At 67.8% G+C, this 21,149-nt stretch carries 23 protein-coding genes, 1 tRNA gene and 1 other RNA gene; 9 read left to right on the plus strand and 16 right to left on the minus strand.

The genetic code is table 11. The features are described from left to right. Window positions 1-68: 68 nt before the first annotated feature. Window positions 69-2,525 (minus strand): phosphoketolase family protein, encoded by a 2,457-nt coding sequence (locus ASC63_RS01305; RefSeq protein WP_055814598.1) that lies wholly within the window; start codon window positions 2,523-2,525, stop codon window positions 69-71. 151 nt (window positions 2,526-2,676) lie between these two features. Beyond that, an RNA gene (gene ffs, locus ASC63_RS15955) (signal recognition particle sRNA small type) lies at window positions 2,677-2,773 on the minus strand. 84 nt (window positions 2,774-2,857) lie between these two features. Between ffs and mobA the strand changes: the two genes are divergently transcribed. Both mobA and ASC63_RS01315 read left to right on the plus strand, forming a co-directional pair. After that, window positions 2,858-3,550 carry a molybdenum cofactor guanylyltransferase gene (gene mobA / locus ASC63_RS01310; protein WP_082487011.1) on the plus strand — a complete coding sequence of 231 codons (693 nt, stop codon included), beginning with the start codon at window positions 2,858-2,860 and terminating at the stop codon, window positions 3,548-3,550. Continuing rightward, entirely contained in the window at window positions 3,547-3,843 is a 297-nt protein-coding gene (locus ASC63_RS01315; protein WP_055808979.1) for a DUF6457 domain-containing protein, read from the plus strand. Before mobA ends, ASC63_RS01315 begins: the two co-directional genes overlap by 4 nt. Before the next feature lie 81 nt (window positions 3,844-3,924). On the opposite strand, the gene ASC63_RS01320 is transcribed toward ASC63_RS01315, so the two are convergent. Together ASC63_RS01320 and fdhD are read right to left on the minus strand one after the other, a co-directional pair. After that, window positions 3,925-6,225: an FdhF/YdeP family oxidoreductase gene (locus tag ASC63_RS01320; RefSeq protein WP_055808981.1), complete on the minus strand. Its 2,301-nt coding sequence runs from the start codon at window positions 6,223-6,225 to the stop codon at window positions 3,925-3,927. Beyond that, window positions 6,222-7,121 (minus strand): formate dehydrogenase accessory sulfurtransferase FdhD, encoded by a 900-nt coding sequence (gene fdhD / locus ASC63_RS01325; RefSeq protein WP_055808983.1) that lies wholly within the window; start codon window positions 7,119-7,121, stop codon window positions 6,222-6,224. The genes ASC63_RS01320 and fdhD overlap by 4 nt, the downstream gene beginning before the upstream one ends. 100 nt (window positions 7,122-7,221) lie before the next feature. On the opposite strand from fdhD, the gene ASC63_RS01330 reads away from it, so the two are divergent. Next, window positions 7,222-8,424 (plus strand): ThiF family adenylyltransferase, encoded by a 1,203-nt coding sequence (locus ASC63_RS01330; protein ID WP_055808985.1) that lies wholly within the window; start codon window positions 7,222-7,224, stop codon window positions 8,422-8,424. Window positions 8,425-8,471: 47 nt separating this feature from the next. Next, the gene (locus tag ASC63_RS01335; RefSeq protein ID WP_055808987.1) at window positions 8,472-8,885 is read left to right on the plus strand and encodes a molybdenum cofactor biosynthesis protein MoaE; all 414 of its coding nucleotides are present in this window, start codon (window positions 8,472-8,474) and stop codon (window positions 8,883-8,885) included. 117 nt (window positions 8,886-9,002) lie between these two features. On the opposite strand, the gene crcB is transcribed toward ASC63_RS01335, so the two are convergent. From crcB to ASC63_RS01380, 9 genes are all read right to left on the minus strand, one after another. Continuing rightward, window positions 9,003-9,383: a fluoride efflux transporter CrcB gene (crcB, locus tag ASC63_RS01340; protein WP_055808989.1), complete on the minus strand. Its 381-nt coding sequence runs from the start codon at window positions 9,381-9,383 to the stop codon at window positions 9,003-9,005. Continuing rightward, window positions 9,380-9,823, minus strand: a complete 444-nt coding sequence (locus ASC63_RS01345; protein ID WP_235491703.1) for a fluoride efflux transporter FluC — start codon at window positions 9,821-9,823, stop codon at window positions 9,380-9,382. Before ASC63_RS01345 ends, crcB begins: the two co-directional genes overlap by 4 nt. Beyond that, window positions 9,820-10,413: a universal stress protein gene (locus ASC63_RS01350; RefSeq protein ID WP_055808993.1), complete on the minus strand. Its 594-nt coding sequence runs from the start codon at window positions 10,411-10,413 to the stop codon at window positions 9,820-9,822. The genes ASC63_RS01345 and ASC63_RS01350 overlap by 4 nt, the downstream gene beginning before the upstream one ends. Before the next feature lie 130 nt (window positions 10,414-10,543). Continuing rightward, the gene (locus tag ASC63_RS01355; protein ID WP_327063319.1) at window positions 10,544-10,807 is read right to left on the minus strand and encodes a MoaD/ThiS family protein; all 264 of its coding nucleotides are present in this window, start codon (window positions 10,805-10,807) and stop codon (window positions 10,544-10,546) included. 9 nt (window positions 10,808-10,816) lie between these two features. Further along, a complete protein-coding gene (gene moaA, locus ASC63_RS01360) occupies window positions 10,817-11,974 on the minus strand; it encodes a GTP 3',8-cyclase MoaA (RefSeq protein WP_082487014.1) in 1,158 nt (385 codons plus the stop codon). A gap of 46 nt (window positions 11,975-12,020) precedes the next feature. Continuing rightward, window positions 12,021-12,914, minus strand: a complete 894-nt coding sequence (locus tag ASC63_RS01365) for an ABC transporter ATP-binding protein (protein WP_055808995.1) — start codon at window positions 12,912-12,914, stop codon at window positions 12,021-12,023. Then, window positions 12,911-13,702: an ABC transporter permease gene (locus tag ASC63_RS16180; RefSeq protein WP_235491705.1), complete on the minus strand. Its 792-nt coding sequence runs from the start codon at window positions 13,700-13,702 to the stop codon at window positions 12,911-12,913. Before ASC63_RS16180 ends, ASC63_RS01365 begins: the two co-directional genes overlap by 4 nt. After that, window positions 13,699-14,505, minus strand: coding sequence for a molybdate ABC transporter substrate-binding protein (gene modA, locus ASC63_RS16185; protein ID WP_055808997.1), 807 nt, complete (start codon window positions 14,503-14,505; stop codon window positions 13,699-13,701). Before modA ends, ASC63_RS16180 begins: the two co-directional genes overlap by 4 nt. 26 nt (window positions 14,506-14,531) lie before the next feature. Continuing rightward, window positions 14,532-14,936 (minus strand): TOBE domain-containing protein, encoded by a 405-nt coding sequence (locus tag ASC63_RS01380; RefSeq protein WP_055808999.1) that lies wholly within the window; start codon window positions 14,934-14,936, stop codon window positions 14,532-14,534. Between the two features lie 150 nt (window positions 14,937-15,086). Between ASC63_RS01380 and ASC63_RS01385 the strand changes: the two genes are divergently transcribed. Together ASC63_RS01385 and moaC are read left to right on the plus strand one after the other, a co-directional pair. After that, a complete protein-coding gene (locus ASC63_RS01385; protein WP_055809001.1) occupies window positions 15,087-16,328 on the plus strand; it encodes a molybdopterin molybdotransferase MoeA in 1,242 nt (413 codons plus the stop codon). Further along, window positions 16,325-16,819, plus strand: a complete 495-nt coding sequence (gene moaC, locus ASC63_RS01390; RefSeq protein WP_055809003.1) for a cyclic pyranopterin monophosphate synthase MoaC — start codon at window positions 16,325-16,327, stop codon at window positions 16,817-16,819. The genes ASC63_RS01385 and moaC overlap by 4 nt, the downstream gene beginning before the upstream one ends. A gap of 94 nt (window positions 16,820-16,913) precedes the next feature. On the opposite strand, the gene ASC63_RS01395 is transcribed toward moaC, so the two are convergent. Beyond that, on the minus strand, window positions 16,914-17,456 hold the full coding sequence (locus tag ASC63_RS01395; RefSeq protein ID WP_235491706.1) for a MogA/MoaB family molybdenum cofactor biosynthesis protein: 543 nt from the start codon (window positions 17,454-17,456) through the stop codon (window positions 16,914-16,916). A gap of 96 nt (window positions 17,457-17,552) precedes the next feature. Between ASC63_RS01395 and ASC63_RS01400 the strand changes: the two genes are divergently transcribed. Then, window positions 17,553-17,640 (plus strand) — tRNA-Ser (locus ASC63_RS01400). A 124-nt stretch (window positions 17,641-17,764) separates the two neighbouring features. Here the strand turns inward: ASC63_RS01400 and ASC63_RS01405 are convergent. Further along, window positions 17,765-18,709: a LysR family transcriptional regulator gene (locus ASC63_RS01405; RefSeq protein ID WP_055809005.1), complete on the minus strand. Its 945-nt coding sequence runs from the start codon at window positions 18,707-18,709 to the stop codon at window positions 17,765-17,767. Between the two features lie 148 nt (window positions 18,710-18,857). Between ASC63_RS01405 and ASC63_RS01410 the strand changes: the two genes are divergently transcribed. Next, window positions 18,858-20,222 (plus strand): aminomethyltransferase family protein, encoded by a 1,365-nt coding sequence (locus ASC63_RS01410; protein ID WP_055814613.1) that lies wholly within the window; start codon window positions 18,858-18,860, stop codon window positions 20,220-20,222. Window positions 20,223-20,259: 37 nt separating this feature from the next. On the opposite strand, the gene ASC63_RS16445 is transcribed toward ASC63_RS01410, so the two are convergent. Beyond that, on the minus strand, window positions 20,260-20,547 hold the full coding sequence (locus ASC63_RS16445; RefSeq protein WP_055809007.1) for a hypothetical protein: 288 nt from the start codon (window positions 20,545-20,547) through the stop codon (window positions 20,260-20,262). Between ASC63_RS16445 and ASC63_RS01420 the strand changes: the two genes are divergently transcribed. After that, on the plus strand, window positions 20,546-21,148 hold the full coding sequence (locus tag ASC63_RS01420) for a dihydrofolate reductase family protein (protein ID WP_055809008.1): 603 nt from the start codon (window positions 20,546-20,548) through the stop codon (window positions 21,146-21,148). The genes ASC63_RS16445 and ASC63_RS01420 overlap by 2 nt on opposite strands. Window position 21,149 lies beyond the last annotated feature (1 nt).

The following is a 21,149-nucleotide window of genomic DNA, read 5'->3' on the forward strand; positions in this document are numbered from 1 at the left end:
CGGCTCGTTGTGCTGATTCCATCTAAGCCGTGCCGGCCGCGGCACGCCAAAGGCTCAGCGCGCAGGACTCATGCGTTGTCGCCACCTGTGGAGTCGGCGCGGACCGGGGCACCGACGGCTTCGTCGGCGGAGCCTTGCGCCACGCCGGTTGCCTCGCCCCACGCCCAGTCGACGACCTCCGGGATGTCCTCGCCGTGCTCCCGCGTCCAGGCCCGGGCACGCAGCCGCGCGTCGATCATCTCCTGGTGCAGGCCGGCGTAGCGCTCGGCGAGACCGGGAACGCGATCGATCACGTCGATCACCAGGTGGTAGCGGTCGATGTCATTGAGCATCGCCATGTCAAACGGCGTGGTCGTTGTGCCCTGCTCCTTGAAACCGCGCACGTGGATGTTCGCGTGCCCGTGCCTGCGGTACGTGAGCCGATGGATCATCCACGGGTAGCCGTGGTAGGCGAAGATCACGGGCTTGTCGTCGGTGAAGATCGCGTCGAAGTCGCGATCGCTCAGCCCGTGCGGGTGCTCGCCCTCCGATTGCAGGCGCATGAGATCGACGACGTTGACGACGCGCACGCGCAGCTCGGGCATCCGCTCACGAAGAATGGATGCCGCGGCGAGCGCCTCGAGAGTCGGCACGTCGCCAGCGGCCGCGAGTACGACATCCGGCTGCTCCCCCGCCTTCTCGGTGCCTGCCCACGGCAGGATGCCGAGACCGCGCGTGCAGTGCGCGATGGCCTCCTCCATGCTGAGCCAGTTGGGCGCCGGCTGTTTGCCCGCCACGACAACGTTCACGTAGTCGACCGAGCGCAGGCAGTGGTCGTAGGTGGAGAGCAGCGTGTTCGCATCGAACGGCAGGTACACGCGCACAATGCTCGCGCTCTTGTTGACGACGAGGTCGATGAAGCCGGGATCCTGGTGCGAGAAGCCGTTGTGGTCCTGCCGCCAGACGTGCGAGCTCAGCAGGTAGTTCAGCGAGGAGATGGGTCGGCGCCAGGCGATTTCAGCGGCGCTCTCCAGCCACTTGGCGTGTTGGTTGAACATGGAGTCGACGATGTGGATGAACGCCTCGTACGAGTTGAAGATGCCGTGCCGCCCGGTGAGCAGATAGCCCTCGAGCCAGCCCTGGCACTGGTGCTCGCTCAGCACCTCCATGACGCGGCCGGCCCGCGCCAGGTGATCGTCGCTCGGCAGAATCTCGGCGTTCCACTGCTTCTCGGTGTATTCGTACACCGCGGGAGCCAGGCGGTTGGATGCCGTTTCATCCGGCCCGAAGATGCGAAAGTTGTGCGGGTTGTCTCGAATCACATCGGCCAGCCAGGCGCCGAGCACCTTCGTCGCCTCGGCGGTCGTCGCGCCCGGTGACGGAACATCTACCGCGTAGTCGCGGAAGTCGGGCAGCTTCAGCTCCCGGCGCAGCAGACCTCCGTTGGCCACCGGCGTCGCGCTCATGCGCCGCTCACCGTCAGGAGCGAGGGCCGTGACTTCTTTCACGGGCGCGCCGGACTCATCGAAGAGTTCCTCGGGCCGGTACGACCTCATCCACGACTCGAGCAGGCGTGTGTGTGCCTCGGTGTCGCGGGCGTTGGCGAGCGGCACCTGGTGCGCGCGGTAGGTGCCCTCGACGCGAACCCCGTCGATGACGGTCGGGCAGGTCCAGCCCTTCGGGGTGCGCAGGATGATCATCGGCCACTTGGGGCGCTCGGGGCTGCCTTGTGTGGCATGCGCCTTGATGGCCGCGATCTCGTTGAGCACGACATCGAGAGTCTCAGCCATGCGCTGGTGCACGAGCAGCGGATCCTCACCGTCGAAGCCGCCGGAGACGATGTGCGGCTCATGGCCGTAGCCGCGCATGAGGTCGAGCAGCTCCTCCTCGGGGATGCGCGCGAGAATCGTCGGGTTGGCGATCTTGTAGCCGTTGAGGTGCAGGATCGGCAGCACCACGCCATCCTGAAGCGGGTTGATGAACTTGTTCGAGTGCCAACTGGTGGCGAGCGGCCCCGTCTCGGCCTCGCCGTCGCCGACGACCGCGGCCACGAGCAGATCGGGATTGTCGAACGCGGCGCCATACGCATGGCTGAGCGCGTAGCCGAGCTCGCCGCCCTCGTGGATGGATCCGGGCGTCTCGGGGGCCGCGTGGCTCGGGATTCCGCCGGGGAAGGAGAACTGGCGAAAGAGCTTGCGCATGCCGTCCACGGACTGGTCGATGTGTGAGTAGATCTCCGAATAGGTGCCGTCGAGGTAGGCGTTGGCGACCATGCCAGGGCCGCCGTGTCCCGGTCCGGTGATGTACAGCGTGTTCAGTGCCCGCTCGCGGATGGCGCGATTGAGGTGCGCATAGATGAAATTGAGCCCGGGGGTCGTGCCCCAGTGCCCCAGCAACCGGGGCTTGATGTGCTCGGCGCTGAGCGGCTCGCGTAGCAGCGGATTGTCGAGCAGGTAGATCTGGCCGACGCTCAGGTAGTTGGCGGCGCGCCACCACGCATCCACCTGGGCGAGCACCTCCGCGCTGAGCGGCGACGGCTCCCTCATTGCCCACGCGCCGGCTCCGCCTTCGGTCGCGCCACTGGATTCTGTCGTGCTCAGCGATTCGGCCATTGCTGCCTCCTCCGCACACACGCTGTGTGCGCTCCTCTTTCATCCTAGGAAGCGCGCAGATGCCGCGTAAGTGCCTGCGGGCAAAAGAAAAGACCCCTCACGCACCCGCCAGAGCCCGGTTACCCTTGCTGCGTTTCCGCCCTGGGGGAGTTGGCCTGGATGGCGCCACGTGAGGAGCCTGAAACAGTCTACGCGAGAACCGCCGCGGTCTCGATCGGCATGGGCGCGACCGGCATGCAGAGCGCGAGCGGCCGTAGGGTGAGTGCATGCTCTTCGACGCGATAGTGCTGGCCGGCGGGCGGTCGTCTCGGCTGGGAACCGCCGCCAAGAGCGAGCTCATCGTGCGCGAGAGCACGCTGCTGCAGCTCACGCTCGATGCAGTGTCGGATGCGCGGCAGATCGTCGTGGTCGGACCGCAGCCAAGCGAGCAGCTGTCGCCCGGCGTGCGTATCGTGCGCGAGCATCCACCGTTCGGCGGGCCAGCCGCCGGAATCGCGGCAGGACTCGCAGAGATGAGCGCCGCGCAGAACAGCGACCAAGCCGCCGACAGGCAGGCGAGCCCGTTCACCCTCGTGCTCGCCTGCGACATGCCCGGCATCGGCGCGGCCGTGGCCCCGCTGCTCTCGGCAGCCGCTCGCGCACCGGCCGGTGACGGCGCGATGGCCGTCGACGGCGAGCGCGAGCAGCCGCTCGCCGCCGTCTACTCGACCGCGAGACTGACGGATGCCGTGGGCCGGCACGAGCGCGACGGCACGCTGACGGGGCTGGGCGTCTTTCGTCTCATCGCCGCGCTCGAGCTTGAGCGCGTTGCCGTGCCCCCCGGCTCGACAGACGACGTGGACACCTGGGCGGACGCCGCCCGGCTCGGCGCGACCGTACCCCAAGCCGCGCCAACGCCCGCACCCGCACCCGCACCGACGAAAACAACGGAGATATCCGGAGAAAAGGAGACATCATGACCGATCGCGATGAAGAGAACGCGCTGCTCGAAGAGTGGGCGGCGAGGGTCGTCGAGGCGCTCGACATCGAGGGTCTCGAGCTGGACATCAACGCGGTGCTGGGGCTTGCCGGCAGGGCGGCGCACGCGGTGGTGCGGCCCGCCGCGCCGCTCACGACGTTCCTGGTGGGATACGCCGCCGGGCAGGCCGCCGCAGGCGGCGCCGGCGGCTCCGTCGTTTCAGCGGATGCCGTGCGCGCCGCGACCGACACCGCACTGCGGCTGTGCGCGGAGCGCGCTAACAACGCTGGTTGAGGAGCGCGAGGAACGAGCGCGTCTCGAAACCAGAGCCGTGCGTGGGGGTTTCGAGACGAGGCCTCGTTCCTCGGCCTCTCCTCAACCAGCCGTAACGACCTCGAGGCGCACCACAATCGACTTGGAGACAGGGGTGTTGCTGGTCTCGGCCACGTGATCCAGCGGCACCAGCGCGTTGGCCTCTGGAAAATACGCCGCGGCGCAGCCCCGGGCGGTCGGGTACGAGACCACCCTGAACCTCGGCGCGACCCGGTCAACGCCGTCCTTCCACTCGCTGTGCAGGTCGACCATCGCGCCGTCTGCCACACCGAGTGCAGCGAGGTCATCCGGGTTCACGAACACCACCCGGCGCCCGCCCTTCACCCCGCGATAGCGGTCGTTGAGGCTGTAGATGGTGGTGTTGAACTGGTCGTGCGAGCGCAGGGTCTGCAGCAGCAGCCGCCCCTCGGGAAGCTCCACGGCCTCCAACTCGTTGACCGTGATCATGGCTTTGCCCGACGGTGTCGGGAAGGTGCGCGAGTCGCGCGGCGGGTGCGGCAGGTCGAATCCGCCCTTCTGGCGCACCCTCGTGTTGAAGTTCTCGAACCCCGGCACCACGCGGGAGATGTGCTCGCGAATGCTGTCGTAATTGCGCTCGAAGTGCTCCCAGTCCACCTGCACCTTGGTGCCCAGCACCGCCCGCGCCATGCGCGTGACGATCGAGACCTCCGACAGCAGCGTCGGCGAAACCGGCGAGAGATTGCCGGTCGAGGCGTGCACCGCGGCCACCGTGTCTTCCACCGTCAGGAACTGTTGGCCGGATGCCTGCATGTCCACTTCGCTGCGCCCCAGGGTGGGCAGAATCAGTGCGGTCTCACCGATCACCGCATGCGAACGGTTCGGTTTCGTGGAGATCTGTACCGTGAGCCGCGTGCTCTGCATCGCCTTCTCGGCCACCGCCGTGTCGGAGATCGCCGAGACGAGGTTGCCACCGAGCGCGATCCACACCTTGATTTTGCCGTCGCGCATTCCACGGATCGCCGCGACAGCGTCGTCACCATCTTTGCGCGGCGGATCGAAGCCGAACTCGCTCTGAATCGCGTCGAGGAAGGTGGGCGGCATCTTCTCCCAGATGCCCATGGTGCGGTCGCCCTGCACATTGCTGTGGCCGCGGATCGGCGACGCCCCCGCGCCCGGCTTGCCGATGTTGCCGCGTAAGAGCAGCAGGTTGATGATCTCCTTGATGGCCGGCACGGCCTTCTTGTGCTGCGTGAGCCCCATCGCCCAGGTGATGATCACGCGATCGGCGGCGATGTAGCGCTCGGCGAGCTCGTCAATCTCGGCGCTCGTGAGCCCCGTGGCGCGCAGCACCTCCTCCTCGTCGAGGTGCTCGAGGTGCTCACGGAACGCCTCGAGGCCCTCGCAGCGTTCGTCGAGGAATTGCTGGTCGAGAACGGTTCCCGGATGCGCCGCCTCGGCATCCAGCACCCGCTTGGAGACGGCCTGCATGAGCGCCATGTCGCCCGCCATGCGAATCTGCAGAAACTGGTCGGCCAGGTCGGTGCCCCGGCCCACGACGCCCTTGACGGTCTGCGGGTTCTTGTAGCGCCGCAACCCGGCCTCGAGCAGCGGGTTGACCGCCACGATGCTGGCACCGGCCTGCTTGGCCTCCTCGAGCGCGGTGAGCATGCGCGGGTGGTTGGTGCCCGGGTTCTGACCCATGATGATGATCAGATCGGCCTTAGCGAAGTCGTCGTAACGAATGGTGGCTTTGCCCACGCCTATCGTCTCGCCCATGGCCGCGCCCGTGGATTCGTGACACATGTTCGAACAGTCGGGCATGTTGTTGGTGCCGAAGGCGCGCACGAAGAGCTGGTAGACGAAGGCCGTCTCGTTCGCGGCGCGGCCGCTCGTGTAGAACGCGGCCTGATCGGGGCTGTCGAGTGCGTTGAGCTCCTCGGCCACGATCTCGAATGCCCGCTCCCAACTGACCGGCTCGTAGTGATTTTTGCCTGCGGGCTTGTAGACAGGGGTGGTGAGTCGGCCCTGCAGCCCCAGCCAGTAGTCGCTCTTCTCCAGCAGGTCGTCGATGGAGTTCTCGGCCCAGAACGTGTCGGGCACCAGCAGAGGAGTCGCCTCCCAGGTGAGCGCCTTCGCGCCGTTCTCGCAGAACTCGAAGGTCTTGCGCTTGCCCTGGGGATCTTCCCAGGCGCAGCTCATGCAGTCGAAGCCGTCCTTCTGGTTCATCGCCAGAAGGCCCTTCATGGCGCGACCGACGCCCATCTCTTCCATGGCAGGCCCCATGGCATGCAGTACGCCGGGAACACCGGCGGCCCAGCTTTTCGGCTCGGTGATTGTGAGGTTCTCGTCGGTGAAATCCTCGACCGGGGGCTTCTTGGTCATGCCACGCTCACTTCTTGTTGCTGATGTGCGGATGCCGCGGCAGCGGCATCCGCTTCGGTCACGTTCGCAATGCGCTCGGCCCCCGCGTAGACCACCATCGAGCTGCCGCGCAGGAAGCCGACGAGCGTCATGCCGGCCTCGACGGCGAGCTCGGCGGCGAGGGAGGAGGGCGCGGAGACGGCAGCGAGCACCGGAATGCCCGCCATCGACGCCTTCTGGGTGAGCTCGAAGCTGGCGCGACCCGAGACCATCAGCACGGTGCCGCGCAGGGGCAGCCGGCCATTCGTGAGGGCCCAGCCGACCACCTTATCGACGGCGTTGTGGCGGCCGACATCCTCACGCAGCACCAGCATCTCGCCGGTCTCGCCGTTGAAGAGAGCCGCGGCATGCAGCCCGCCGGTCTTGTCGAAGACATCCTGGCCGGCACGCAGGGCATCGGGAAACGTCGCGAGCAGCGCGGCATCGAGGCGCAATGTGTCCGCGCCCACCTCGTATGCCGACTTCGTGCGCACCGCCTCGATGCTGGCCTTGCCGCAGAGACCGCACGAGCTCGTCGTATAGAAGGCGCGTTCCAGGCTGGGGTCGGGCGCAGGCACACCGGCGGCGAGAGTGACGTCAAGAATGTTGTAGGTGTTGAGGTTGTCGTCAGTGCCCTCGGCACCGGCACAGTAGCGAGCCGTGCTGAACTGCTCGCCCCGGCTGATCACGCCCTCAGAGACGAGAAAGCCCGCGGCCAGTTCGATGTCGTGGCCGGGGGTGCGCATGGTGATCGCGAGCGATTGGCCGCCCACGCGAATCTCCAGTGGCTCCTCGACGGCGAGCACGTCTTCGCGCACGCTCGTGCGTTGCCCCACGGAGATTCTGGTTACTCGACGACGAGCGGTGATGCGACCCATATTCTCATGTGTAACACTGCCCGATGCAAGGTACAAGCCGGTCACCGGCTGCTGGAAGGTAAAAGCGAAAGCGGCCGCCCGGCAAAGCTACGCTGAAGTCATGCTTCCCCTCGTTGAACCCGGGCCTGCGCTCTCGCCCGAACGGCTTGCCCGCTACAGCCGCCAGTTGATACTGCCCGGATTCGACGAGCTGGCCCAGCGTCGACTGGCCAACACACGCGTGCTCGTGGTCGGGGCCGGCGGGCTCGGCAGCGCAAGCATCCCGTACCTCGCCTCGGCAGGAATCGGCACGATCGGCGTGGTCGACAACGACAGCGTTGCCCTCTCCAACCTGCACCGGCAGATCGCACACGGCATGGGCGACATCGGTCGCCGCAAGGTCGAATCCATCGCCGACACGGTTGCCGCCATCGACCCGGATGTGACGGTGCACGCCCACGACGTGTGGCTCGATTCCGAGAACATCACGGGGATCCTGGCCGACTACGATCTCGTTCTCGACGGCAGCGACAATTTTGAGACGCGCTACCTCACCAACGACGCCGCCGAGCGCGCCGGCAAGCCGCTCGTGTGGGGCGCGATCCTGCGCTACAACGGCCAGGCCGGCGTGGCGTGGGCCGCGCACGGGCCGACGTATCGCGACCTGTTTCCCGAGCCGCCCGCGCCCGGCGAGATACTCTCCTGCGCCGACGGCGGCGTGCTGCCCGGTGTCGCCGCCATCATCGGGGCGATCATGGCCACCGAGGCGGTGAAGCTGATCACGGGCGTCGGCGAGGCCCTGCTCGGCCGCGTCACCACCTACGACGCGCTCACCGGCCGCTACCGCGAGCTCGAGTACGAGCGCGCGGAACCTCTCGAAATACGTACGCAGGTTGAGGAGCCGCGCGAAGCCGGCGTCTCGAAACCCGCGGCGCGACGTACGGTTTCGAGACGAGGCCTCGTTCCTCGACCTCTCCTCAACCAGCGGGGCGAGGGGAACCCCGCGTCAGGCAATATCTCCGCCACCGACCTCTCCCACCGCCTGCAGTCAGGCGAGCCACTGCAGCTCATCGACGTGCGTGAACCGTTCGAGGCGGCCATCGCCACCCTCGACGGTTCCGAGTTGATTCCGCTCGGCTCTCTCGCGAGCTCGCTCGACCGGGTGCGCCACGACGTGCCAGTAGTCGTGTACTGCCACCATGGCATGCGCTCGATGCAGGCCGCCTCGATACTGAGGCAGGCGGGCTTCGACAACGTCGAGAACCTGACCGGCGGCATCGAAGCCTATGCCCGCGAGGTGGACCCCTCGCTGGCCCGCTACTGAAACACTCCCCTACTGCAACGCCGAGACTGCAACCCCGAGGAGGGCGCATGCCCGCACCCTATGCCGTGATCACCGACCGGCCCATCGACGAATCCGCCGTGCGCGGCGCCGTCGACGACCCGGCCAGCGGCGCCGTCGTGATCTTCGCCGGCGTCGTGCGCAACCACGACGGCGGGCAGGGCGTGCTCTCGCTCGACTACCAGGCACATCCGGATGCGGAGCGCATCCTGTCGGAGTGCTGTGCCGCCGTCAGCGCCGAGACCGGGCTGAGCGTCGCGGCGGTGCACCGGGTGGGCCACCTGGTCGTCGGGGACGTGGCGCTCTATGCCGCGGCAGCCGCCGCGCACCGGGCCGAGGCCTTCGCCGCCTGCGAGCTGCTCGTCGAGCGCATCAAGCACACCGTGCCCATCTGGAAGAAGCAACACCTGACGGATGGCGCCACCGAGTGGGTGGGGCTGTAGCGCGGTGGAGCTTGGAGGATCGCGCCAGCGATCCCGCGACCCCAGCGGCGAGCGAGCCTGCGAGCGAGGGGAACCCTGAGCGGGTTTCGAGACGCAGCCTCGTTCCTCGACTGCTCCTCAACCTGCGATAGTGCCGAGCCAGAGGCCGAGGGCGGCCGCGGCCACCGAGGCCACGAGCATGCCGAGGCCGTTGGCGAGGGCCGCGGCATAGCGACGGTCCTGCAGCAGGCGCACCGTCTCGAAGCTCGCGGTGCTGAAGGTGGTGTACCCGCCGAGAAAGCCGGTGCCTGCAACGAGATGCCACGGTTCGCTCAACACGTGGGCAAGGGCGAGCCCCGTGATGAAGCCGAGCAGCAGTGAACCCGTCACGTTGATCACGGTCGTTCCGAGCGGGTACGAGGTGCGCACACGTGCCTTGATGAGCCCATCGAGCATGAACCGGCACGCGGCCCCCGCGCCCCCCGCGCAGGCCAAGGCAAGAAAGACGAGCGGCGTCATTCGCTCTCCCCCGCCCGCCGTTGTCGGCGGCGGTGAGCGGATGTCGCCACCACGATTCCGAGCGCGGTAGCCGCCGCCCCCCCCAGCACGGTGGCGAGCGAATAGGTGACGGCAAGGCCTGCCGCGCCGTCACGGAACAGCAGCGCCGTATCGGTGGCCAGTGTGCTGTACGTGGTGAATCCGCCCATCGCTCCCGTGCCCAGCAGCAGACGCATCGCGCGCCGGCCACCGGCATCCGGCCCCTGTCGCACCAGGGCATCGAGCAGCACTCCCAGCAGAAACGCGCCGACGACATTGACGGCGAAGATGGTGGACGGATACGCGCCGATATTCGGAACGGCCAGGCTGAGGCCCTCGCGCGCCGCCGTGCCGACGGCACCGCCGAGCGCGACCAGGCCGATGTAGCGCCAGTGCAGGTGCACCGGTCGCGCTGGGCTCACAGCTGGTCTTCCCAGGGCAGCGCGCCCTCGCCGTCGACGGGGGTGAGCGGAATGACGATGACGGGCCGGTGCTGGCGGTGGGCGAGGTGCACGGCCACCGATCCGGAGAAGAATTCCTGGATGCCTGCACGGATGCCCGTGTCGCGGGTGCCGACCACGATGGCCTCCGCATCGAGTGCGTCGGCCAGTCGGCCGAGCGCGTGGGCCGGGTCGCCGACGAGGGCGCGCGTGCTCCAGGAGACGCGGGGCGGCGTGCCGTCCTCCGTGGAGTCGGCGGTTCCGGTGTCGTCTGCGGGCCTGCCGAGCAGTTCGCGCAGCCGCGCCTCGAACTCGGGGTCGAAGACGGCCTCCCCGAACTCGGGCAGATCGGGGTCGACGGGCGCTGAGGTGACCGTGCCGTCAGGGTGTTCCTGCACGATGTAGCGACCCACGTCGACGCTCGCGCAGACGAGATCCGCTCCGAGCCGTGCCGCAAAACGCGCGGCCTCGAGCACCACCGCATCAGGCTGGTGCCGCACGACGCCGACCACAAGTCTGCGCCGCGCGCTATTCGACGACGGATGCGACGGTGCGGCGTCAGAGGGAGCCATATGTCGAGTATCCCAGCCCTACGCCGATGAGACGTCACGAATCGACGTTAAAACGCGGGCGAGAGGTCTATTCACGTCGTCTCACGGGAGTAGGCATGGGCCCGGCCGACGATGGCCAGCCAGCCGCAGCTCAGCCGCCGGCGAAGGGCGGCAGCACGTCCACGGTGGCGGCGAGCGGATGCGCGGGATCGCGACGCACCACGCGGTCGAGCAGGAACGATCCCGTGCGCAGCACCGCCAGCATCCGCTCGCCGTAGCGCTGCTCGAGCAGCGCCTTCAGCTCGCCGAGCGTGGCGCCCTGCTCGAACGCGATGGTCTCTTCTTCCACGCCGGATGCCTCCGCCGCGGCCGCGAAATACCGCACCGTCACCTGCATCGTCGCCTCCTCAGACACCCAGCCTCCTCAGCCGCCAATGTACGACATCTCGATTCTGCGGGCGCCGCCGGTGGGCGACGGCGTGAGCCCGGCCGTGCGCGTCGAGCGCAGCTCGGAATACCTGTCGGTGCGGGCCCGCCAGATGCCGGCGAGACGCGCGGAGAGTTCGTCGTCCGAGCATCCGCCTCTCATGAGAGCGCGCAGATCATGCCCGGCCGTCGCGAACAGACAGGTGAAAAGCGTGCCCTCCACCGACACCCGCGCACGCGTGCAGTCGCCACAGAACGCGTGAGTGACGCTCGAGATCACGCCGATCTCGCCCCCGCCGTCTCGATAACGCCAGCGAGCGGATGTCTCCCCCGGGTAATTCGCACCCATCGGTTCCAGGGGCAGTTCGGCGTCAATGCGTTCGATGATCTCGGCGGAGGGCACCACCTCGTCGAGCTTCCAGCCGTTCGTCGCCCCGACATCCATGTATTCGATGAACCGCAGAATGAATGGGGTCCCTTTGAAATACCGGGCCATGGCCACGACATCAGCATCGTTCTGGCCGCGCTTGACGACCATGTTGATCTTGATCGGGCCGAGCCCTGCATCGTGCGCCGCCTGGATGCCGTCGAGCACTTTCTGCACGGGAAAACGCACGTCGTTCATGGTGCGGAATGTCTCGTCGTCGAGCGAATCGAGCGAGACGGTGACACGGTGCAGCCCCGCCGCCTTGAGCGCGGGGGCGAGATGTTTCAGGGCCGAACCGTTGGTAGTGAGGGCGATGTCGAGAGGGCGGCCCTCGGGCGTCTTGAGAACGCTGAGCATGCCGATCAGCGTCTCGATGCCCTTGCGCAGCAGCGGTTCGCCGCCCGTCAGCCGGATCTTCTCCACGCCGTTGGCCACGGCGACGCGGGCCAGCCGGGTGATCTCCTCGAAGCTGAGCAGTTCTTCGCGGGGAAGGAAAGCGTAGTCGCGCCCGAAGATCTCCTTCGGCATGCAGTAGACGCAGCGGAAATTGCAGCGGTCAGTGACCGAGATGCGCAGATCGCGAAGCGGGCGGTGCAGCGCATCAAAAGCGGGTGTGTCGAGCGCGGGGGCGTCGGGGGCAGGGCGAGCCGTGCTGCGGGGCTCGCCCGAAGCATCCGTCTCGCCGATGAAGCTGCGAACCTCGGGCCCGCGGCCGGCCACGCCACTCATGTGTCAAGCCTAAGCCGGTTGCACTGAAGGCCAACACCGAGTGTCGCTATTCGGAAGTCTCTGTGTCGTCGACGGTGACCCAGACGCGGCGGCCGGGCTGCAGGCTCTGCTCGACGCGCAGCGAGCCGTCGGCCTGCACGATGCCCGGCACCAGCCGAGCACCGCCGAGCGAGGCCGCAAAGTGGTTGGTGGGCGCGCCCAACACCCGCCCGGTCGGGCCGATGTCGATGATGCGCCCCTCCTCAAGGATGGCGACGCGGTCGGCAAGCACGAGCGCATCCGTCGCATCGTGCGTGACGAGCACCGTCGTGGTGCCCGCGTCGGCGAGGCGTTCGGCAAGCAACTCACGCGTAGCGGCGGCGGTCTGCACGTCGAGGGCCGCCATGGGTTCGTCGAGCAGCAGCACGTCGGGCCGGGCGGCGAGCGCCCGGGCTATCGCCACGCGCTGCTGCTGCCCTCCCGAGAGCATGGCGGGCCGGCGGTGTTCGAGGCCGGCCAGTCCCACCGCCGCGAGCCACTCGCGGGCGTCGGCACGCGCATCCGCGTTCCGGATGCCGCGCGAGCGGCCCCCGAAGGCTACATTCTGTTCCGCGCTGAGGTGTGGAAACAGTAGCGGGTCCTGCCCGAGCAGACCCACGCGACGATGCTCGGGAGAAACCAGAACGGGGCGGATGCTGTCGGCCGCTCCCTCAACCCTGGCCGGCCCCCCAACCTCGGTCAGCACCCGCTCGCCGACGCTCACGCTGCCCCGTTCGGGCCGTAACAGGCCGGCGAGCGCGGCCAGCAGCGTGGACTTGCCCGAGCCGTTTGGGCCGAGCAGCGCGAGCACCTCCCCCGGCGCGACCGACAGGGCGACATCCAACACGAAGGAGCCCCGCCTCACCACGAGCGAGGCATCCAGCGCGGCGCCACCTGTCAAAGCGCTCGTCTCGGCGCTCATCGCGCTACATCCGCTCGCCAGCTGCGCATGAGCAGCAGAATAACCACGGCAACCACCACGAGCAGCAGCGACAGCGCGAGAGCGGAATCCTGGCTCACGCCGGCGCCGTTGAACGCGGTGTAGATGGCCAGCGGCATCGTGCGCGTGACGCCCTCGGCGTTGCCGGCGAACAGGGCGGTCGCCCCGAATTCGCCGAGCGCGCGGGCAAGGCACAGCACCGTTCCGGCAATGAGACCGGGGCCGATCAGCGGCAGGGTGACCCGCCGAAACGTGGTCCATCGCCCCGCGCCGAGCGTCGCGGCAACCGCCTCATACCGGGTTCCCGCCGTGCGCAGCGCGCCCTCCACCGAGATCACGAGAAACGGCAGGGCCACGAACGATTGCGCAATCACCACCGCGGCCGTCGTGAAGGGCACCCGGATGCCGAAGCCCTCGAGCGACGCCCCGATCAGCCCCGTGCGCCCCAGCAAATAGAGCAGTGCGATGCCGCCGACCAGCGGCGGCAACACGAGCGGCAGCGTCGTGATGGCCCGCAACGCCCCCGCAACGCGCGGACCGCTGCGGGCTATGACGAGAGCGAGCGGCACCCCGATGATCACGCAGATCACGGTGGCGATGGTCGCCGTGCGCAGCGAGAGCCCCAGCGCATCCAGCGCACTCGGCGAGGTGATCGCCTGCGGCACGGTGGCCCAGTCCAGCCGGAACAGCAGGCCGACGATGGGCAGCACGAGCAGGGCGAGCCCGATGACCGCGGGAATGAAGAGAAGGCGGGGAACCCTGCCGGTCACGGCGAACCGAATCCGTATTTCGCAAGCACCTTCTGGCCCGCGTCGGAGAGCACGAAGGCCACGAATGCCTTGGCCGCGGCGGGGTTGGGCGCATGCTTCAACGCCGCGATCGGGTAGGTGTTGACCGCCTTGTCGGCATCCGGAATCGTGACGCCGTCGACCGCGCCGGCGGATGCCTTCACGTCTGTTACGTAGACAAGCCCGGCATCCGCGTCGCCCGATTTCACCTTGGTGACGACGGCGGTGACGTTCTGCTCCTCGCTCGCGGGCTTCACGGTGATGCCGTCGGCGTCGAGCAATGTGTGCGAGGCCGCTCCGCACGGAACCTGGGGTGCGCAGAGCACCACGGCGAGGCCTGGCTTGGCCAGGTCGGAGAGGCCGGTGATGTGCTTTGGATTGCCCGGCTGCACCGCGATCTGCAGCGTGTTGCTGGCGAATGCCGTGCCGGTGCCGTCGATGAGGCCAGGCGTCGCGACCGTGTTCATGTTGGCCTGGTCTGCCGAGGCGAAGACATCGGCGGGCGCGCCCTGAATCAGCTGGGTCGCCAGCGTGGAGGATCCGTCGTAGTCGATGGGTTTGACGGTGACGCTGGGGTTGGCTTTCTCGAACTCGGAGGCGAGGTCGTTGAAGGAGGCGGTGAGGGATGCTGCCGCGTAAATGGTGAGGTCGCCGCTGGGGCCGGTACTTGCGCTCGGGGAGGGGCTCGACGGGCTGGATGCGCATCCGGCGAGCAGCAGTGCCGCTGCGGCAACGACGACGAGCCCGCGCATCCGTTTCGAGGCGGTCGTGGGGCGTGTGCTCATGCGGTCCTCCCGGACGTGTTCGGCGGTCAGTGGTCGGATGCGGGCGTCTCGACTATCACGGTGGTCGCCTTCACGATCGCCACGGCGAGCGATCCGATCTCGAGTCCGAGGTCGCGCACCGCCTCGGTCGACATGAGCGAGACCACGCGATGCGGGCCGCACTGCAGCTCCACCTGCGACATGACCGTGTCGCTCGTGATGGCCGTGACCAGGCCGACGAAACGGTTGCGGGCGCTGCTTGCCGCGCCGAGCGGGTTCTCGGGCGTGACAGCGATTTCGGTGGCGCGGGCGGCGAGCGCCGCGCCGTCGATAATCTGGCGGCCGGCGGCATCCAGCGTGGTCGACAGCGCACCGGATGCCACCCACCGGCGCACCGTGTCGTCGCTGACCCCGAGCAACGAGGCGGCCTCACTGATCCGATAATGCGTCATGTTTACAACATTACTCCCGCATTTGCGGCATTGTGCCGGTTGAGGAGGACTCGACGAAGGAGGGTCCGTCTCGAAACCGAGGCCGCACGGGCAGGTTTCGAGACGCTCGTTCCTCGCTCCTCAACCAGCGACCTCAGTAGGCTTGGCGCCATGGTGGATTCCCCGCAGAGCATCTCGGTCGAGCAGCATCTGGCGGGCATCCTCGCCGAGATCGGGCCGCTCGCACCGGGCGAGGTACCGCTCGCCGACGCTCTCGGGCTCACCCTGGCCGCCGACGTCACGGCGCTCGTCGATGTGCCGGGTTTCGACAACTCGGCGATGGACGGCTACGCGCTGCGCCGCGCCGACGTTGCCGCAGCCTCGGCGGATGCCCCCGTGCGCCTCACCGTCATCGCCGACCTTCCGGCGGGGACGGCCGAGAACCCGCGACTCGAGCCGGGCACCGCCGCGCGCATCATGACCGGCGCCCCGATTCCAGACGACGCCGACTGCGTCGTGCCCATCGAGAACACCGATGAGGGCACCGATACCGTCACGGTCTTCACCGCGGAGCCCGGCCGCAGCCACATTCGTCATGCCGGCGACGATGTGCGCGTCGGTGACCCGGTTCTGGCCGCCGGGCGCACCCTGAGCTCGCGCGATCTGGCCGCCGCGGCGGCCGTGGGGTGTCGGGCCCTCGCGGCGCATCCGGCCCCCCGCGTTGCCGTGCTCTCCACCGGCAGTGAACTCGTCGCCCCCGGCGAACCGCTCTCGCACGGTCAGATCCACGACTCCAATTCGTACCTGCTCGCCGCCGCCGTCACCGAGGCGGGCGGCATCCCCATTCGTCTCGGCGCTGTTCCCGACGACGCGGATGCCCTGCGCGCCGTGTTCGAGACGTACGCCGGGCAGGTCGACGCCTTCGTGACATCCGGTGGGGTGAGCGTGGGCGCGTATGACGTGGTGAAGGCCGTGCTCGCGCCGCTCGGCAGCGTGCGCTTCGGACCGGTACGCATGCAGCCGGGCAAGCCGCAGGGCTTCGGCCGCTGGATCGACGGCACGCCGATCTTCGCGCTGCCCGGCAATCCGGTGAGCGTGTTCGTCTCCTTCGAGACCTTCGTGCGGCCCGCTCTGCGACGGATGCGGGGGCTCACCGAGCTGCAGCGCCCGCTTCTCACGGCGGTAGCCGAGACCGGATGGCGTAGCCCGGCCGGCCGGGCGCAGTACATTCCGATTACGGTCGCTGAGCCAGCGGGCCGCGAGCCCATGAGCATCCGCCCCGCCTCCGTCGGTGGCTCCGGCTCGCACCTCGTCGCCAGCCTCGCCGCGGCCGACGGTATCGCCATCGTTGCCGAAGACGTCACCGAGGTGCGCGCGGGCGACACCGTGGCTGTCAGACTGGTCACATCATGAGCGATCAGCCCTTCACCCATCTCGATTCCTCCGGCCAGGCCCGCATGGTCGACGTCACTGCCAAGACGCCGACAGTGCGCCAGGCGAGCGCGACAGGCTTTGTTCGCTGCGGCGCGAACGTCATCGCGGCGTTGCGTGACGGAACGGCGCCGAAGGGTGACGTCTTCGCGGTTGCCCGCATCGCCGGCATCCAGGGCGCCAAACGCACCGCGGAACTGCTGCCGCTCGCACACGTGATAGGCGTGCACGGCGCCAGCGTGGACCTCGAGGTGACCGACGACGGCGTGCGCATCGCCGCCACCGTGCGCACCGCCGACCGCACCGGCGTCGAAATGGAGGCGCTCACCGCCGTGACGGTTGCAGCGCTCGCCGTCGTCGACATGGTCAAGGGCATTGACCGCACCGTGGAGATCACCGATGTGCGCCTCGTCGCCAAGTCCGGCGGCCGCTCCGGCGATTGGGTGCGCCCGCAACCGTCCTCTGCTGGTTGAGGAGAGGTCGACGAAGGAGGCCTCGTCTCGAAACCATCGCCGCGCAAGCAGGTTTCGAGACGGTGGCTTCGCGCGCCTCCTCAATCAGCGTGAATCAGTGATCGCCGCCGTCGAGCTGGTCGAGAATGTGCGGCACGAGCGGTAGCAGCACGGCGAGCCCGTCCTCGACCCCGCCGACCGATCCGGGCAGGTTCACCACGAGCGCCTGCTGGAGCGCGTGCCCGGCGATTCCGGCGAGCCCCCGGCTCAGCACGGCGGTCGGATGCTCGCGGGCGCCCTCCCTGCGCAGCGCCTCGGCGATGCCCGGCAGTTCCTTCACGATGAGCGGATGCGTGCCCTCCGGAGTCTGATCCCGCGGCCCCACCCCCGTGCCGCCGCTCGTCACAATGAAGCGCGCCCCCTCGGCGATGACAGCCTGCAGCGCATCTCGCACGCTGTGCTCGCCGTCGGCGATGATTCGCGTGGAAACCGCGTAGCCGGCATCCGTCAGCATACGTGCGGCCCGCGGGCCGGAGACATCCGCCCGCTCACCGCGCGCGCTGCGATCGGAGACCGTGATGACGACCGCGGCAACGGGAGCGCCATGAGCGGGGTCGGGTACGGTGTCGTCGTCTGGCGTGTGGTGACCGTGGGGCATGCGACCCACCATAAACCGTCGGGGCGACGAGACCCCCTCCGAGTCGGATAGGATGCTCTCTGGCCGTCATCCTTTTCAGGGGTTGCGGTCCGCCCAGGAGAATTCGCCTAGTGGCCTATGGCGCACGCTTGGAAAGCGTGTTGGGTGCAAGCCCTCGGGGGTTCGAATCCCCCATTCTCCGCCAATTTTCCCTCTCAACGTGTGATGTCTCAGGACATCGTTCAGCCGCTCCGCGGACTCTGCGCCGCTGCGCGGGAGGCACGCGCCGCGCGGTATGGCGCAATCCCCGCGCGCCACACTGCGGGCTGTCAGCTTCTCGCGGGCCGCTGCTCGATCGAGTCGCCGTGGATGACGAAGAACTGCCCGGAGGACCCCTGGATGGCGCGCGCCACCGTCGCGTAGAGCCAGTCGAGAGCCGCCGTCTGCTGCGTTGTCGCCCGGCGGTAGAGCCGCACCTCGACGGCGGGCATGTCGAAGGGCAGCTCCCGCACGACGAGCGGCCAGGTCAGCGCCCAACCCGCGGCGATGGTATCGGGCGCCGTTGCGATGAGACTCGGATCGCCTGCCAGGAGCAGCGGAAGCGAGGTGAAGTGGTTCACCTTCACCTGCGGCTCGATGATCGAGCCGAGACGCCCGAGCGCTGCCGCCAGGTTGGGCAGGCCCGAATCGCCCGCAACGGAGACATGAGCGGCGGCGAGATATGCCTCGAGGGTGAGCGGAGCACTCGCCAGGGGGTTGAGCTTCGACATGACCACGCCGTAGCCCTGCGACTTCAGCAGCGTCTGCTCGAAGCGACCGGGCACGGGCGACGGCGTCACGGCGAGATCGACCACACCACGGGCAAGCCACTCCGGCAGCGCGTCGACATCCATCGGCACGACCTCGATCTCCGCTGCGGGTGCCTGCGCTCGCACAGCCTTGAGGATGGCTGGTATCCAGCCGATCTCGCCGAGTTCGGACAACGCGATACGAAAGCGCCGGTGCGAGGCGGCCGGATCGAAGACGTGCGTCGCATCGAGCGTGCGATCGATGCCGGCGATCGCCTCCCGCAGCCCGGGGAAGACACTCACCGCCAGCGCTGTCGGCTCCATCGAGCGACCCTGCCGTTGGAAGAGCGGGTCGTCGAGTTCGCGGCGCAGCCGCCCGAGCGCCTGACTCACTGCGGGCTGCGTCACATACAGCCTCGCTGCCGCCGAGGTCAGGCTGCGCGTCTCGTAGATCGCCACGAAGACGCGGATGAGATTCAAGTCCATGACGGCATCAACCGACTTTTCGGAAGGCTAAGACATCCTTTACGCACCATAAGCAAAGGTTATGCCCAGTCGCATCCGGAATATGCAGAGGTAACTAGTGTGGGTCATGAATGCCACAGCATCTCACCTCGTAACAAAGGAGTTCACGATGCCCGAGTCCGTCTCTGAAGCCATCGCCCGCGTCGGAAGCCCCGTGGAGTTGCTGCGCAACTCGCAGGCGCGGCCCACCATCTTTCCGGTGACGCCGGAGTTCAGCAACTGGCGCTCCGAGCAACTCGCGTGGCGTGATTCCGTTGCCCTGCTCGACCAGTCGCACCACATGACCGACCTGTTCATCTCCGGGCCTGATGCGCTGAGACTGCTGTCGGACACCGGGGTCAACAGCTTCGCGAACTTTCGGGTGGACAACGCCAAGCAGTTCGTCGCCGTCAATCACGAGGGTTACCTCATCGGCGATGCGATCCTCTTCAACCTTGCCGAGAATTCCTTCGATCTGGTCGGCTGGTTCATGGTGCTCGACTGGGTGCAGTTCATCGGCGAGAGCGGCGACTACGACGTGACCTTCGAGCGCGATGCGAACTCGCTCATGCGGCAGCCGGGCGAGAATCCGAAGCTCTACCGCTATGAGCTGCAGGGGCCGAACGCGCTCGCCCTGATGGAGAAGGTCACGGGGGCTCCGGTTCCCCCGACGAAATTTTTTCACATGGCCAGCTTCACCATCGACGGCATCGAGGTTCGCTCGCTGCGGCATGGCATGGCAGGGCAGCCGGGCTTCGAACTGTTCGGACCGTGGAAGGATGGCGAGAGCGTGCGGTCGGCGATCATCTCCGCCGGCGAGGAGTTCGACCTCGTGCTTGTCGGCTCCAAGGCATACTCCTCAGCCAACCTCGAATCGGCCTGGGTACCGTCACCCCTGCCCGCAATCTTCAGCGGTGAAGGCACCGACGAGTACCTGGAGTGGCTGCCCGCGGGCCGCGCGGGGTCGTTGGCCGGCAGCTTCACCTCAGACAACATCGAGGACTACTACCTCACGCCCTACGATCTCGGTTACGACCGCAACATCTCCTTCGACCACGACTTCATCGGGCGTGCGGCGCTCGAGCGGCACGCATCCGCCCGCCGTCGCACCAAGGTGACCCTCGTGTGGAACGCCGACGACGTCGACGCGGCGCAGCGCACGCTCCTCGAGCCGGGCCTGCCCGCGAAGTACATCGATTTTCCCAAGGCTCGCTACGGCGTGTACCAGGTGGACCGTGTTCTCTCCGGCGGCGAGGACGTCGGCATCTCGCACGACGCCGGCTACATCACCGGCGAGCAGGTCTTCGCCTCCCTCGCCAGTGTCGACGCCGAACACGCCGAGCCGGGCACCGAGGTCACCGTGGTCTGGGGCGAGCATCCGAACTCGACGAAGCCCGTCGTCGAAGCGCATCGGCAGGTCGAGATCCGCGCGACGGTGTATCCCGCTCCGTACTCCTCATTCGCCCGCGAGAACTATCGCACCAACCAGGTGTGACTCCAGGAGGTCGTGCGCGCCCCATCGGCACCACGCGTCAGCGCCAGAACACCGACAGACGCTCGGCGAGAGTCCTGCCCTGCTCGTAGCCGCTTCGGGCGGCAGGCTGGCGCGTTGACGGATCCAGCGCATTCTCGTTGAACACGTCGCCCGCTCCTGCATCAGGAAAAACGGTCTCGACAACGCTGCTCCTGATACTACGTTCCTGGGTTTCACCTCCTGCCAATGGATGACGATCGCGGGCGATCAAAAAGAAGTTCGGGACGACTGTCGAATCGCGTCGCTGCCGTTCGTGGTACCGGTATGAGCAAAGGAGCACGACCATGAGCACAACATTGACCGTCGATTTCTTCAGCAGCCTCGATGGCTACGGCTCGGCCGAAGGCTGGCCAGGATACTGGGGCAAGGAGGGACCGGAGCTGATCGATGACCGGGTGCAGACCTTCCGTCAGGATCAGGTGCTGGTATTCGGCGCGACGACCTTCCGTCAGTTCAGCAAATTCGTCACCATGTTCGACGAGCCCTATTACGACAGTTTGAACGCGCTGCCGAAGATCGTGTTCTCCAGCACGCTCGACGCGGATGCACCCGGCTGGCAGAACTCGACGGTGATCGCCGAGGATGCCGTGACGGCAATGGAGCGCCTCAAGCGCACCACCGACGTGCCGATGCGGTCGCACGGCAGCATCTCGCTCAACCGCGCGCTGCTTGCCGCGGGCCTCGTCGACCGGCTCGAGGTAATGGTCTTTCCCGCGATCACGGGCAAGAGCGGCTACGCCTCGCTGCTGCAGGATGGTGCGGAGTTCGACCTGGATCTCATCGAGTCGACGGTGCTCGACGGCCGTACGGTGAAGCTGGTGTACGCCCCGCACGTGCACGGCGAGATTCCCGAAGGCGTCGGGCCGCAGCCGAGAGAGAAGATGTAAC

This window comes from Leifsonia sp. Root112D2, from assembly GCF_001424905.1.
Classification (GTDB): domain Bacteria; phylum Actinomycetota; class Actinomycetes; order Actinomycetales; family Microbacteriaceae; genus Root112D2.